This is a genomic window from Sphingomonas sp. NY01 (genome assembly GCF_038809135.1).
Lineage (GTDB): Bacteria > Pseudomonadota > Alphaproteobacteria > Sphingomonadales > Sphingomonadaceae > Sphingomonas > Sphingomonas carotinifaciens.
In genome coordinates this window covers 1,328,881-1,342,177 of sequence record NZ_CP101722.1, presented here as the reverse complement: position 1 = coordinate 1,342,177, position 13,297 = coordinate 1,328,881, and the positions used below count along the sequence as shown (strand labels likewise).

The following is a 13,297-nucleotide window of genomic DNA, read 5'->3' as shown; positions in this document are numbered from 1 at the left end:
GAGAATAAGGCGGGCGGGTGAGGCACCGCCATCTTCCGTCCCTTGCGCGCGCCGGGGTCCTGCTCGCGGCCGCCACCTCGTGCGTGCCGCAGCCGCGGGCCGCGCGCGACGCGGCGGCGGCGCCCGCACCGCTCGCCGCGCAGCCGCTGCTGCGCGAACTGGCGCTGGACGTACCCGCCGATGCCGTCGCACCCGAAGCCGCCGCGCTGCCCGCAGCGGCGCTCGCCCCCGCCCCGCCCTTCGTGGCGCAGGCGGCAAGCGCGGACGATGCGGCGCGCGCCGCCGACTGCCTGACCGCCGCGGTCTATTACGAGGCACGCTCCGAACCCGTCGACGGCCAGCGCGCGGTGGCGCAGGTGGTGTTGAACCGGGTACGCGATCGGGCCTTCCCGCGCAGCGTCTGCGGCGTCGTCTATCAGCGCTCGTCGCGCGGATGCCAGTTCAGCTTCGTGTGCGACGGATCGATGGACCGGCGGCGCGAGCCGGGTGCCTGGGCCAGAGCCGAGGCCGTCGCACGCGGGGCGCTGGCGGGTCTGGTCTATGACCCGGTCGGCTCGGCCACCTTTTATCACACCAGCGCGATCCTGCCCTGGTGGGCCCCCAGCCTGTCGCGGATCGGCACGGTGGGCGCGCATATCTTCTATCGCTGGCGCGGCGGCATGGAGCGCGCACTGGCCTTTCGGCAAAGCTATGCCGGCGTGGAGCCGGGCAGCACGCCGCCCCTCCTGACGCCAGCGGCCGAGTCGCGGATCGCCACCGTACTGGCCGAGGAGGTGGAGCGCACCGGCGGCGTCACCATCCATCGTGGTGGCCAGACGCTGGTCGCCCAGGGCAAGGCTCCCGTCCAGCAGAGCGGCGGCGTGCGCATCCATCGCGGCGTCCCGGCGCCGGCCGGGATGCAGGATGCCGGGGCCGTGATCGGCGAGGAGGAAAGTCCGACCTGAGGCCGGACGCCTCGCCGCGAACCACGGTCATCGGCGCATTTGCGACGGACTCTAGGCCCTTCAATCCGCCGCCCCTTGCCGCTAGGGAAGCCGCAATCATCAGGAGATACATGTGAGCAAGCTGCATCTCGTCTTCGGCGGCCGCGTCAGCGACCCCCAGACGCTCGATTTCGTCGATCCCTCCAAGCTGGAAGTGGTCGGCATCTTCCCCGATTATGCCAGCGCCGAAAAGGCATGGCGCGCCGCGGCCCAGCGCACCGTCGACGATGCCGAGATGCGTTTCGTGGTCGTCCACCTCCACCGCCTGCTGGAGCCGCAGCTTCCGCTGGCATAAGGCTTCGCGCTTGAACGTGAAGCGTTCATGCTGAGCGAAGTCGAAGCAGGGCCACCAGCGCTTGGCCCTTCGACTTCGCTCACGCCGAACGGATATATGGGTCAGATTTTACGCATGATCTTTCAGGTCCCGCGATAGCGCCAGAGCAGCAGCGGCCGGGCGAGCGCCAGTCCGGCGATGAAGCCCCCGATATGCGCGCCGATCGCGATCGTCGTGCCGCCGAACCCGGCCAGCCCGACGAGCAACTGGATGCCGATCCACGCCGCGGCCAGCCACAGCACATGCACCATATCCGCCGACACGCCCGCCACCGCCTGCGCACGACGCTGGCCATAGAGCAGCGCATAGGCGCCGACGACCGCGGAGATCGCGCCGCTCGCCCCGATCATCGGCACATGCGACACCGGGTCCATCAGATATTGGCCGAGTGCCGCGGCAAATGCGCCGGCAACGTACAGCAGGACGATCCCGCGCGCGCCCACCGCCCGCTCCGCCTGCCCACCGCAATAGACCAGCATCAGCAGGTTCAGCGCGACATGCGCGAACCCGCCATGGATCAGGGTGGCCGTCAGCGGCGTCAGGATCGCCGGCACCGGAAAGCCCGCATCGGGCGGCACGGCGGCGTCAAAGCGCAGCGGAATGAAGCCGCCACCCACCGCCGCCTCCGGCAGCAGGTTCATCGCCAGGATGAGCAGCGACGCGACCAGCGTGACGATGGTGATCGTCGCGGTGGCGCGTGCCTGGCTCCAGTCCACCGCGTTCAGATGAAGTCGATCTTGGACACGAGGTAGTAGCGCTCGCCCGCGGGCACCGACACTTCCACCTCGTCATCCACCTTGCGGCCGATCAGCGCGCGACCCAGCGGCGAGTTGTAGCTGATCCGCCCGGTCTTGGCATCCGCCTCGGTCTGGCCGACGATCTGGTACGTCACCGGCTTGTCGTCCTCGTCCAGCAGCGTCACGGTCGCGCCGAACACGACCTTGTCGCCCGAAAGCTCCTTGGGGTCGATGATCTGCGCCCGCGCCAGCTTGTCCTCGATATCGCTGATCGTGGCTTCGTTCTGGCCCTGCTGTTCCTTGGCGGCGTGATATTCGGCATTTTCCGACAGATCGCCGTGCGCACGTGCTTCCTCGATCGCATCGACGATCAGGGGGCGTTCGGCTTTCAGACGCTTCAGGTCCGCGGTGAGCTTTTCATAGCCCTCCTGGAGCATCGGCATCTTTTCGACGGTCGCCATAATACTAGTCCCCAATTCCTATATCCCCGAGCGGACCCCCGCGGGGCCCGCTCGCACATCATCGTCTCATGTCGGGATCAGTTGTGCGAAGGAGGATAGTAGGATTGCAGGGGGCGCACTTCAAGGCCACCCGAATCGCCCGCGCGAATCGCGCGCGCGGCCTGCACGCTGGCCGGTGCGGTGGTGAAGTACGGGATGCGCTGGCCCAGTGCCGCCTCGCGGATCGGCTTGGAATCCTTCAACGATTGCCAGCCCTCGGTGGTGTTGAAGATCAGGTCGATGCCGCCGTCCTTGATCCGGTCAACGATATGCGGCCTTCCTTGCGCCACCTTGTTCACCCGCTCGACCGGCAGGCCGGCACGCTCCAGATAGTCCGCGGTGCCACCGGTCGCGACGATCGCGAAGCCCGCCTCGACCAGATCGCGGACCGCGCCGACGATGTGCGGCTTGTCCGTGTCCTTGACGCTGACGAACACCGCGCCACCCTTGGGCAGCACCGTACCCGCACCGAGCTGCGACTTGGCGAAGGCGGTGGTGAAATCGGGATCGATCCCCATCACCTCGCCGGTCGACTTCATTTCCGGCGACAGCACCGGATCGACGCCGGGGAAGCGGGCGAAGGGGAAGACCGCCTCCTTTACCGCATAATAGTCGATATGCCGGTCGATCTTCGGCAGGTCGGCCAGCTTCTCGCCCGCCATCACGCGCGCGGCGATCTTGGCGATGGGCGTGCCGATCGCCTTGGCCACGAAGGGCACGGTGCGGCTGGCGCGCGGGTTCACCTCGATCAGATAGACCTTGTCGTCCTTGACCGCGAACTGGATGTTCATCAGGCCGCGCACGTTCAGGCCGCGGGCCAGTGCCTCGGTCTGCCGCTCGATCTCGGCGATAATCTCGGCCGACAGGCTGTAGGGTGGCAGCGAGCAGGCGCTGTCGCCCGAATGGACGCCCGCCTCCTCGATATGCTGCAATACGCCCGCCACGACGACATCGTCGCCGTCGCACAGCGCATCGACATCGACCTCGATCGCGTCGCGCAGATACTGGTCGATCAGCACCGGCGCCTCGCCGGACACCTGCACCGCGGTCTGGATATAATCCTCAAGCTGTGCCGGGCCGTCGACGATCTCCATCGCCCGGCCGCCCAGTACGAAGCTGGGACGCATCAGCACCGGATAGCCGACGCGATCGGCGACGATCAGCGCCTCCTCGCGGCTGCGGGCGATGCCGTTGGCCGGCTGCAACAGGCGCAGCCGGTCGACCAGCGCGGCAAACTGCTCGCGGTCCTCGGCCAGGTCGATCGCGGCCGGGCTGGTGCCCAGGATCGGGATGCCGGCCGCTTCCAGCCCGCGTGCCAGGTTGAGCGGCGTCTGCCCACCGAACTGCACGATCACGCCGACCAGCTCGCCACGGCTCTTCTCGACGTCCAGGATCGCCAGCACGTCCTCGGTGGTCAGCGGCTCGAAATACAGCCGGTCGGACGTGTCATAGTCGGTCGACACCGTCTCCGGGTTGCAGTTGACCATGATCGTCTCATAGCCCGCATCCGCCAGCGCGAAGCAGGCGTGGCAGCAGCAATAGTCGAACTCGATCCCCTGCCCGATCCGGTTCGGGCCGCCGCCCAGGATCACCACCTTGCGCCGGTCGGAGGGCTGCGCCTCGTCCTCGGGCTCGCCAAAGGTCGGCGCCTCATAGGTCGAATACATGTACGGCGTCTTGGCATCGAACTCGGCGGCGCAGGTGTCGATCCGCTTGAACACCGGGCGCACGCCCAGCTTCTGGCGATGCTCGCGCACTTCCTCTTCGGTGACGCCGCCGGTCATCGCCTTGACGACCTCGTGGATCAGCCCCGATCCACGCGCGATGCCGCGCGTCATGCCCCGCAGATTGGCCGATTGCAGCGCCAGCCACGCCAGCCGCTTGTCCGAAAAGCCCATCGCCTTCAGGCGGCGCATGCCGGGTGCGTCGATCGGCAGGCCATGCTCCATCACCTCGGCCTCCGCCGCGACGATCTCGGCGATCCGCTCCAGGAACCACGGATCATATTTGGCGATCGCGTGCACCTCGGCGACGGTGAAGCCTTCGCGCAGCGCCTGTGCCGCGACCAGCAAGCGGTCGGGCGTCGCGCGAGCCAGCGCGGCCTCGATCTCGGCGCGCGGCGCGCCGACCAGATGCTCGACATGGTTGAAGCCGGACAGGCCGGTTTCAAGCCCGCGCAGGGCCTTTTGCATCGATTCGTGGATGTTGCGGCCGATCGCCATCACCTCGCCCACCGACTTCATCGCGGTGGAAAGGACCGGCTCGGCGCCCTTGAACTTCTCAAAGGCGAAGCGCGGGATCTTGGTGACCACATAGTCGATCGTCGGCTCGAACGATGCGGGCGTCGCCCCCGTGATATCGTTCTCGATCTCGTCCAGCGTATAGCCGACCGCCAGCTTGGCCGCCACCTTGGCGATCGGAAATCCCGTCGCCTTGGACGCCAGCGCCGAAGACCGCGAAACCCGCGGATTCATCTCGATGACGACCAGACGGCCGTCCTTGGGATTGACCGCGAACTGGACGTTCGATCCGCCCGTCTCCACGCCGATCTCGCGCAGCACCGCAATGCTGGCGTTGCGCATGATCTGATATTCCTTGTCGGTCAGCGTCAGCGCGGGCGCGACCGTGATGGAATCGCCGGTATGGACGCCCATCGGATCGATATTCTCGATCGAACAGATGATGATGCAGTTGTCCGCCCGGTCGCGAACCACCTCCATCTCATATTCCTTCCACCCGAGCAGCGACTCCTCGATCAACACCTCGGTCGTCGGCGAAGCATCCAGCCCCGCCCGCGCGATCGCCAGGAATTCCTCCCGGTTATAGGCGACGCCGCCACCGGTGCCGCCAAGCGTGAAGCTGGGGCGGATGATCGCGGGCAGGCCGACCTTTTCCAGCGCTTCCAGCGCCTCGGCCTCGCTGTGCGCGATGGCGGAGCGGGCGCTTTCCAGCCCGATCTTGGTCATCGCGTCCTTGAACTTCAGCCGGTCCTCGGCCTTGTCGATCGCCTCGGCATCGGCGCCGATCATCGTCACGCCGAACTTTTCCAGCGTGCCGTCATGGAACAGTGCCAGCGCGGTATTTAGCGCGGTCTGGCCGCCCATCGTCGGCAGAACGGCATCGGGCCGTTCCTTCTCGATGATCTTGGCGACGATGGCGGGCGTGATCGGCTCGACATAGGTCGCGTCGGCCAGATCCGGATCGGTCATGATCGTCGCCGGGTTCGAATTGACCAGGACGATGCGATAGCCCTCTTCCTTCAGCGCCTTGATCGCCTGCGTGCCCGAATAATCGAACTCGCACGCCTGACCGATGACGATCGGCCCCGCGCCGATGACGAGGATGGAGGAGATGTCGGTGCGTTTTGGCATGAGTGCCCCTTCAACGGCGGTGGGCCGCCGATTATTCCGATGATGACGACCGTTCAGGCCGGAAAGCTGCGCAACCGGATCAGCCCCGATCGCTCCGCAACGACCCCACGAACCGCTCGAACAGATAGAAGCTGTCCTGCGGTCCAGGACTCGCCTCGGGGTGATACTGCACCGAAAACGCCGGCCGGTCGGTCAGTTCCAGCCCCGCATTCGACCCGTCGAACAGCGACACATGCGTCTCGCGGGCGTTGGCGGGCAGCGTCTCGCGCTCGACCGCGAAGCCGTGGTTCATGCTGGTGATCTCGACCGCGCCGTCGGACAGGCGCTTGACCGGATGATTGGCGCCGCGGTGGCCCTGGAACATCTTGGTGGTCTTCGCGCCCACCGCGAGCCCCAGCAACTGGTGGCCCAGGCAGATGCCGAACAGCGGCTTGCTCGTTTCCAGCAACTGCCGGATCACGGGCACGGTATAGTCGCCGGTCGCGGCCGGATCGCCCGGGCCGTTCGACAGGAAGATGCCGTCCGGCTCCAGCGCCATGATCTCGTCATAGCTGGCGGTCGCCGGCACCACCGACACCTTGGCGCCGGCCTGAACCAGATTGCGGAAGATGTTGTGCTTCGAGCCGTAATCGATCGCGACCACGTGCGGGCGATCCGCGTCTTGGATCCCGCCATAGCCGAAGCCCAGCCGCCATACGCCACCCTCGCGCGTCTCGCCCCAGCCATAATGCAGCTCGGTCGACACGCCCTTGGCGAGGTCCATGCCCTCCAGCCCCGGCCAGCCCCGCGCCATCGCCATCAGCGCGTCGAGGTCGAACACGCCGGCCGCCGAATGGGCGATCACGCCGGTGGGGCGCCGCCGCCGCGAATGCGCCGGGTCAGCGCGCGCGTGTCGATGCCGGCCAGGCCAATGCGCGTATGCCGCGCCATCCAGCCGGACAGGTTCTCCATCGCGCGGAAGTTGGACGGCGCGGTCGGGTCCTCGCGCACGATCATGCCGAGCGCGTGCGGCGCGTCAGCCTCGATATCGTCGGGGTTCGCACCGACATTGCCGATATGCGGAAAGGTGAAGGTGATGATCTGCCCGGCAAAGGACGGATCGGTCATGATCTCCTGATAGCCGGTCATCGCGGTGTGGAAGCAGACTTCGCCCACCGCTTCCCCTTCGGCGCCGAAGCCGCGGCCCCACAACACCTCACCGGATGCCAGAACGAGGACCCCGGTCGCGCCCTCGGGCTTGTCGGGCATGGCAAAGGGCTTGGCGTCGGCCATGATCGGCGGGCACTCCATGTTGGTTGGTCGGCGATGTCGCTAAGTGCCGCCCGCTAGACCCCATCGGCCCCCACGTCAACCGGTTCACGGGGCGGGCCCGCCCGGCTATCGTCCGCGTTTTGGCGAAAGACGAGACGATGATTCGCGACGACATCAAGGCCGCACAGGTGGCCGCCATGAAGGCCGGCGACAAGGAAAGCCGCGCGGCGATCAGCCTGATCCAGGCCGCGATCAAGAACCGCGACATCGAAGTCCGCACCGGCGGCGCGCCTGCCGACGACGATACGCTGGTGATCGAGGTGCTGCAGAAGATGGTCAAGCAGCGTCGCGAATCGATCGCGATGTACGAGAGCGGCAACCGCCAGGAACTCGCCGACGCCGAGCGCGCCGAGGTTGCGGTGATCGAACGCTTCCTGCCGCAAACGCTGAGCGATGACGAGACCCGCGCCGCGATCGAGGCGATCAAGGGGGAGATCGGCGCGACCGGCATGAAGGACATGGGCCGCGTCATGGCTGAGCTGAAGGCGCGCCACGCCGCCGTGCTCGACATGGCGAAGGCCAGCGGGCTGGTAAAGGCGGCACTGGCGTAAGGCCGCGCAAAATCGCGCCGGTCGAGGGGCATCGCCGCTTGCCCCCTCCCGCTAAAAGGGGCATGATATAATCAGCGGGCTGCCATGAGCCTGACCCCGCAATTCCTCGACGAGCTCCGCGCCCGGACGACCCTGTCCGCGCTCGTGGGCAAGAGCGTCAAGCTTCACAAGGCGGGGCGGGAGCATAAGGGCTGCTGCCCGTTCCACAATGAGAAGACGCCCAGCTTCTACGTCAACGACGAGAAGGGCTTCTATCACTGCTTCGGCTGCTCCGCGCATGGCGATGCCATTCGCTGGATGACCGACCAGCGCGGCCTGCCCTTTATCGATGCGGTCAAGGAGCTGGCGCAGGCGGCCGGGCTGGAGATGCCGGCGCAGGATCGCCGCGCCGCCGAAAAGGCCGAGCGCGCGCGGGGGCTGCACGATGCGATGGGCGACGCCGCGACCTGGTTCACCGAGCAACTGGGCGGCCTGTCCGGATCGGAAGCGCGCGGCGTGCTGGACAAGCGCGGCATCCGCCCCGACACCGCGCGCGCCTTCGGCCTGGGCTTCGCGCCGGACAGCCGTGGGCAGCTCAAGGCCGCGCTCAAGGATTATGGTGCGCCCGCGCTGATCGAATGCGGCCTGCTGATCAGCGTCGAGAACAAGGAGCCTTACGACCGTTTCCGCGGCCGGCTGATGATCCCGATCCGGGACCAGCGCGGCCGGGTGATCGCGTTCGGCGGCCGGATCATCGGCGATGGCGAGCCGAAATATCTCAATTCCCCCGACACGCCGCTCTTCGACAAGGGGCGCACGCTCTACAATCTCGATCGCGCCGCACCTGCGGTGCGCAAGTCCGGCCGCGTGCTGGTGGTCGAGGGGTATATGGACGTGATCGCGCTGGCGCAGGTCGGCATACATGAGGCGGTAGCCCCGCTCGGCACCGCGCTGACCGAACACCAATTGGAAAAGCTGTGGCGCATGGTCGAGGTGCCGGTGCTGTGCTTCGATGGCGACGCCGCGGGTCAGAAGGCCGCGATCCGCGCCGCGCACCGCGCGCTGCCGCTGCTCCAGCCGGGGCGCAGCCTGTCCTTCATCACCCTGCCGCAGGGGCAGGACCCCGACGATCTGGTCCGTGCCAGGGGTGCGGGCGCGATGGAGGAACTGCTGGCGAGCGCCCAGCCGCTGGTCGACCGGCTGTGGCAGAGCGAAATGGCCGCCGAACCGCTCGACACGCCCGAACAGCGCGCCGGGTTGAAGCAGCGCCTGTCCGAACTGGCCGGCACGATCGCCGACCAGGGTGTGAAGTTCGAATATCTCTCCGAATTCCGCCGCCGCGCGGACGAGCATTTCCGCCCGGCCAAGAAACCGTTCGTGCCGTTCCAGAAGCGCACCGGCCCGTGGAAGCCCCCGCCCCTGCCCGTGACCGAGGATGCCAAGGCGTTTCGGGCGGCGGGGATCGACCGGGTACTGGCCAAGGCGGTGCTGGCCGGACTGATCCGCCATCCGGCCGAGATCGCCCGGCACATGGAGGTGTTGGGATCGCTGCGGCTGGTCGATGGTGCGCTGGGCCGATTGTTCGAAGCGGTGGTCGATGTCGCGCTGGAGGATCAGCGCGGACAGGACCCGCTTGATAGCGGGCGGCTCGTCACCATATTGGCGCGGTCCGGTTTCGAGACAGTCGCAAGCGAACTGCTGAGGGCCGATACGATGCCATATTCGTTTACGCAGCGATCCGCCGACCACGACCGTGCCCGTGCCGACCTGGACGAAGCCATTGCGATCCTGATCGCACGGCCCGAGGTCGACACGATGCTGGCGGAGGCGACGCAAGCGATGCAGTCCGAATTCACCGCGGATGCATTCGAACGGCAGGTGGCATTGGTGAGGGAAAAACAGGCGTTGGAGGATCGGCTTGCAAATCTGGTGCAGTCGAACGAAGACGCCCGTGCGATGGGATCCGAGGGCAATTGATGGCGAAGGCGAATATGGCGGCGGACACGACCGACACCACGGAAACGGGCGATGCGCCGCTGATCGACCTGAACGATGCGTCGGTCAAGAAGCTGATCGCGCGCGCGAAGAAGCGCGGCTACATCACCTATGACCAGTTGAACGAGGCGCTGCCGCAGGACCAGATGTCCTCCGACCAGCTCGAGGACATCATGTCCGCCTTGAACGAGATGGGCGTCAACATCGTCGAGAACGAGGAAGCCGGCGAAGACGGCGAGGCCGAGGAGGATTCCGCCGACGAGGCGGAGGCCGTCGACGGCGAGTCCGATGGTGCCGCGCCCGCGCTCGAAACCAAGAAGAAGGAAACCGTCGATCGCACCGACGATCCGGTCCGCATGTACCTGCGCGAGATGGGAGCCGTCGAGCTGCTGTCGCGCGAGGGCGAGATCGCGATCGCCAAGCGGATCGAGGCGGGCCGGGACACGATGATCCTGGGCCTGTGCGAATCGCCGATCACCTTCAACGCGATCATCGACTGGTCGACCGCGCTCAACGAAGGCACGATGCAGCTTCGCGAGATCCTCGATCTCGACGCGATGCTGTCCAAGGATGCCGGCCCCGGTGACCTGTCCGACGACGAGGACGACGATTCGGGCGAGATCAGTGCCAAGAACGCCGGCCCGCAGTTCAAGGAAGAGGAAGAACCCGAAGAGGTTTCCTCCGACGATGACGACGACATGACCGAACGGCGCGCGCCGCGTCCCTCGGACGACGAGGAGGAGGACAACACCCTCAGCCTCGCGCAGATGGAGGAAACGCTCAAGCCGCAGGCGCTGGAGAAGTTTGCCAACATCACCGCGCTCTACAAGAAATTCTCCAAGGTCCAGCAGAGCCGGCTCGACGCGATGGCGGGCGGCGACGACCTGTCCGCGGCCGACGAGAAGAAGTATCACAAGCTGCGCGAGGAGCTGACCGCCGAGGTCGAGAGCGTGCAGTTCCACAACCAGAAGATCGAATATCTGGTTGACCAGCTTTATGCCTATAACCGCCGCCTGACCGCGCTGGCCGGGCAGATGCTGCGTCTGGCCGAGCGTCACAAGGTCAACCGCAAGGACTTCCTGGACCGCTATCTCGGCCATGAGCTCGATGAGAGCTGGCTGGATGCGGTGCGCGGGCTGGACAAGAAGTGGGGCAATTTCGCTGCCAACGAGGCCGCGACGGTGGATCGCATCCGCTCGGAAATGGGCGAGATCGCGCAGCAGACCGGCATGGCCCTCATCGAGTTCCGCCGCATCGTCAACATGGTGCAGAAGGCGGAACGCGAGGCGCGTATCGCCAAGAAGGAAATGGTCGAGGCAAACCTGCGCCTCGTCATCTCCATTGCCAAGAAGTACACGAACCGTGGCCTTCAGTTCCTGGACCTGATCCAGGAGGGCAATATCGGCCTGATGAAGGCGGTGGATAAGTTCGAATATCGCCGCGGCTACAAGTTCTCCACCTATGCGACGTGGTGGATCCGGCAGGCGATCACCCGCTCGATCGCGGATCAGGCGCGGACCATCCGCATCCCGGTCCACATGATCGAGACGATCAACAAGCTGGTCCGCACCAGCCGCCAGTTCCTCCATGAGCAGGGTCGCGAGCCCACGCCCGAGGAAATGGCGGAGCGCCTCTCCATGCCCCTGGAGAAGGTGCGCAAGGTGATGAAGATCGCCAAGGAGCCGATCAGCCTCGAAACGCCGATCGGCGACGAGGAAGACAGCCACCTGGGCGACTTCATCGAGGACAAGAACGCGGTGATCCCGGTGGACGCCGCGATCCAGGCGAACCTGAAGGAAACGGTCACCCGCGTCCTGGCCTCGCTCACCCCGCGTGAAGAGCGCGTGCTGCGCATGCGCTTCGGCATCGGCATGAACACCGATCACACGCTGGAAGAGGTCGGGCAGCAATTCTCGGTGACCCGCGAGCGCATCCGCCAGATCGAGGCCAAGGCGCTCAGGAAGCTGAAGCACCCCAGCCGCAGCCGCAAGATGCGGTCGTTCCTGGACCAGTAAGCTGCACTACTCCCTCTCCCCTCCGGGGAGAGGGCCGGGGTGAGGGGCCGCCAAGCCGTGCCATGCTGCTGGGTACCCCCTCACCCTTCCATCGCTGCGCGACGGGCCCCGCCATTTCCCCGGAGGGGCGAGGGTCTTTTCATGCCCTCTTCCCTCCGGGGAGAGGGAGGGGAGCCACGGCAAAGCCGTGGGGAGGGTGAGGGGCCGCCCCACACGCAACGGCGGTGATGCCCACACTTTGCGATCCCGCCCCCACCCCGCTACGGCGCTTCTCATGAAGCGCATCCTCCTCGCACTCCCCTGCTGCTGGCATCCGCCGCCACGCCCACCAACGCCCCGAAGCCCGGCTTCGTCCGCGTCCAGATCAACACCACCGAGGGGCCCATCGTCGTCGCCCTCGACATGCGCCGCGCGCCCGCGACCAGCGCCAATTTCCTCGCCTATGTCGATGACGGCCGTTTCGACGGCACCACCTTCTACCGCGCCGCACGCGGCAAGGCCGATCCGAAAAAGGGCTTCGTCCAGGGTGGCATCCGCACCGATGCCCGCCGCATCCTGCCCCCCTTCCCGCTGGAGACGACCGCCAAGACCGGCATCCGTCACACCGACGGCGTGATCTCCATGGCGCGTGGGCAGACCCCGGCCTCGGCCGGCGGCAATTTCTTCATCACCGTGGGACCGGCGCCCGCGATGGATGCCCGCCCCGGCTATGCGGGCTATGCCGCGTTCGGCCATGTGGTGGCGGGCATGGAGACGGTGAAGCGCATCCTCGCCAAGCCGTCCGGCGGCGGAATGGACGCGTTCAAGGGACAGATGATCCTGAAGCCCGTCGGCCTCGTCTCCGCCAAGCGGCTCGACGGGCGGCCGAAACCGACCGGCCAGCCCAAGCCCTGGCTCATCAACATCGGCGGCTGATGATAATGTGCTGAGTTCAACCCGACACCCGTTCGTGCTGAGCGCAGTCGAAGCAAAGCCACCCGCGCTTCGCCTTCGACTATGCTCGATCCGTCTGGACGGGGGTAAACCAGTCTCAGCATAGTCTGCCCTGAACGCGCCCACGAAAAAGGGCGCGGAAGCCGAAACTTCCACGCCCCTTGACGTTCAGGCCAAGGCCCGCGCCGGGATCACTCCGCGGCGGCAGTGCCCTTGGCAGGACGCGTGTCGCGGCGCTCGGCGATACGCGCCGACTTGCCGGTGCGGCCACGCAGGTAATAGAGCTTCGCACGACGAACCGCGCCCTTGCGGACGACGTCGATCGAATCGATGTTCGGCGAGTAGAGCGGGAAGACGCGCTCGACGCCCTCGCCGAAGCTGATCTTGCGCACGGTGAACGACGAGCCCATGCCCTTGTTCGAACGCGCGATGCACACGCCCTCGTAGTTCTGGACGCGGGTGCGCTCGCCCTCGACCACCTTCACGCCGACCTTCAGCGTATCGCCGGGGCGGAATTCGGGGATCTTCTTCGTCTCGTTGAACTTGGCGATCTGCTCGGCTTCGAGCTGCTGGATCAGGTTCATAAAC

The 13,297-nt window shown here is 66.6% G+C and carries 10 protein-coding genes and 1 pseudogene; 6 read left to right on the top strand and 5 right to left on the bottom strand.

The window, feature by feature from the left end; translation table 11 throughout:
* Positions 1–17: 17 nt before the first annotated feature.
* Together NPJ82_RS06740 and NPJ82_RS06735 are read left to right on the top strand one after the other, a co-directional pair.
* Positions 18–944: a cell wall hydrolase gene (locus NPJ82_RS06740; RefSeq protein ID WP_342658777.1), complete on the top strand. Its 927-nt coding sequence runs from the start codon at positions 18–20 to the stop codon at positions 942–944.
* A 112-nt stretch (positions 945–1,056) separates the two neighbouring features.
* Positions 1,057–1,278: a DUF4170 domain-containing protein gene (locus NPJ82_RS06735; RefSeq protein ID WP_112382510.1), complete on the top strand. Its 222-nt coding sequence runs from the start codon at positions 1,057–1,059 to the stop codon at positions 1,276–1,278.
* A 122-nt stretch (positions 1,279–1,400) separates the two neighbouring features.
* Here the strand turns inward: NPJ82_RS06735 and NPJ82_RS06730 are convergent, their stop codons facing one another.
* The 4 genes and pseudogenes from NPJ82_RS06730 to carA form a co-directional block, all read right to left on the bottom strand.
* A complete protein-coding gene (locus NPJ82_RS06730) occupies positions 1,401–2,033 on the bottom strand; it encodes a rhomboid family intramembrane serine protease (protein ID WP_342658776.1) in 633 nt (210 codons plus the stop codon).
* A gap of 5 nt (positions 2,034–2,038) precedes the next feature.
* A complete protein-coding gene (gene greA, locus NPJ82_RS06725) occupies positions 2,039–2,515 on the bottom strand; it encodes a transcription elongation factor GreA (protein ID WP_112382511.1) in 477 nt (158 codons plus the stop codon).
* Positions 2,516–2,592: 77 nt separating this feature from the next.
* A complete protein-coding gene (carB, locus tag NPJ82_RS06720) occupies positions 2,593–5,925 on the bottom strand; it encodes a carbamoyl-phosphate synthase large subunit (protein ID WP_342658775.1) in 3,333 nt (1,110 codons plus the stop codon).
* A 79-nt stretch (positions 5,926–6,004) separates the two neighbouring features.
* Positions 6,005–7,197 (bottom strand): annotated as a pseudogene (gene carA / locus NPJ82_RS06715) (glutamine-hydrolyzing carbamoyl-phosphate synthase small subunit).
* A gap of 137 nt (positions 7,198–7,334) precedes the next feature.
* Here carA and NPJ82_RS06710 point away from each other — a divergent pair.
* The 4 genes from NPJ82_RS06710 to NPJ82_RS06695 all read left to right on the top strand — a co-directional run bounded on the left by NPJ82_RS06710 (position 7,335) and on the right by NPJ82_RS06695 (position 12,691).
* Positions 7,335–7,787 carry a GatB/YqeY domain-containing protein gene (locus tag NPJ82_RS06710; protein ID WP_342658774.1) on the top strand — a complete coding sequence of 151 codons (453 nt, stop codon included), beginning with the start codon at positions 7,335–7,337 and terminating at the stop codon, positions 7,785–7,787.
* An 84-nt stretch (positions 7,788–7,871) separates the two neighbouring features.
* Entirely contained in the window at positions 7,872–9,743 is a 1,872-nt protein-coding gene (dnaG, locus tag NPJ82_RS06705; protein ID WP_342658773.1) for a DNA primase, read from the top strand.
* A complete protein-coding gene (gene rpoD / locus NPJ82_RS06700; protein WP_342658772.1) occupies positions 9,743–11,776 on the top strand; it encodes an RNA polymerase sigma factor RpoD in 2,034 nt (677 codons plus the stop codon). Before dnaG ends, rpoD begins: the two co-directional genes overlap by 1 nt.
* A gap of 300 nt (positions 11,777–12,076) precedes the next feature.
* Positions 12,077–12,691, top strand: coding sequence for a peptidylprolyl isomerase (locus NPJ82_RS06695; RefSeq protein WP_342658972.1), 615 nt, complete (start codon positions 12,077–12,079; stop codon positions 12,689–12,691).
* Positions 12,692–12,900: 209 nt separating this feature from the next.
* Here NPJ82_RS06695 and rplS read toward each other — a convergent pair whose 3' ends face one another.
* Positions 12,901–13,293: a 50S ribosomal protein L19 gene (gene rplS, locus NPJ82_RS06690; RefSeq protein WP_112382516.1), complete on the bottom strand. Its 393-nt coding sequence runs from the start codon at positions 13,291–13,293 to the stop codon at positions 12,901–12,903.
* Positions 13,294–13,297: the final 4 nt, after the last annotated feature.

Coding starts and splice junctions, on each gene's coding strand:
- NPJ82_RS06710 (WP_342658774.1), top strand. CDS start 7,335: ATGATTCGCGACGACATCAAGGCCGCACAGGTGGCCGCCATGAAGGCC.
- rplS (WP_112382516.1), bottom strand. CDS start 13,293: ATGAACCTGATCCAGCAGCTCGAAGCCGAGCAGATCGCCAAGTTCAAC.
- rpoD (WP_342658772.1), top strand. CDS start 9,743: ATGGCGAAGGCGAATATGGCGGCGGACACGACCGACACCACGGAAACG.
- dnaG (WP_342658773.1), top strand. CDS start 7,872: ATGAGCCTGACCCCGCAATTCCTCGACGAGCTCCGCGCCCGGACGACC.
- greA (WP_112382511.1), bottom strand. CDS start 2,515: ATGGCGACCGTCGAAAAGATGCCGATGCTCCAGGAGGGCTATGAAAAG.
- carB (WP_342658775.1), bottom strand. CDS start 5,925: ATGCCAAAACGCACCGACATCTCCTCCATCCTCGTCATCGGCGCGGGG.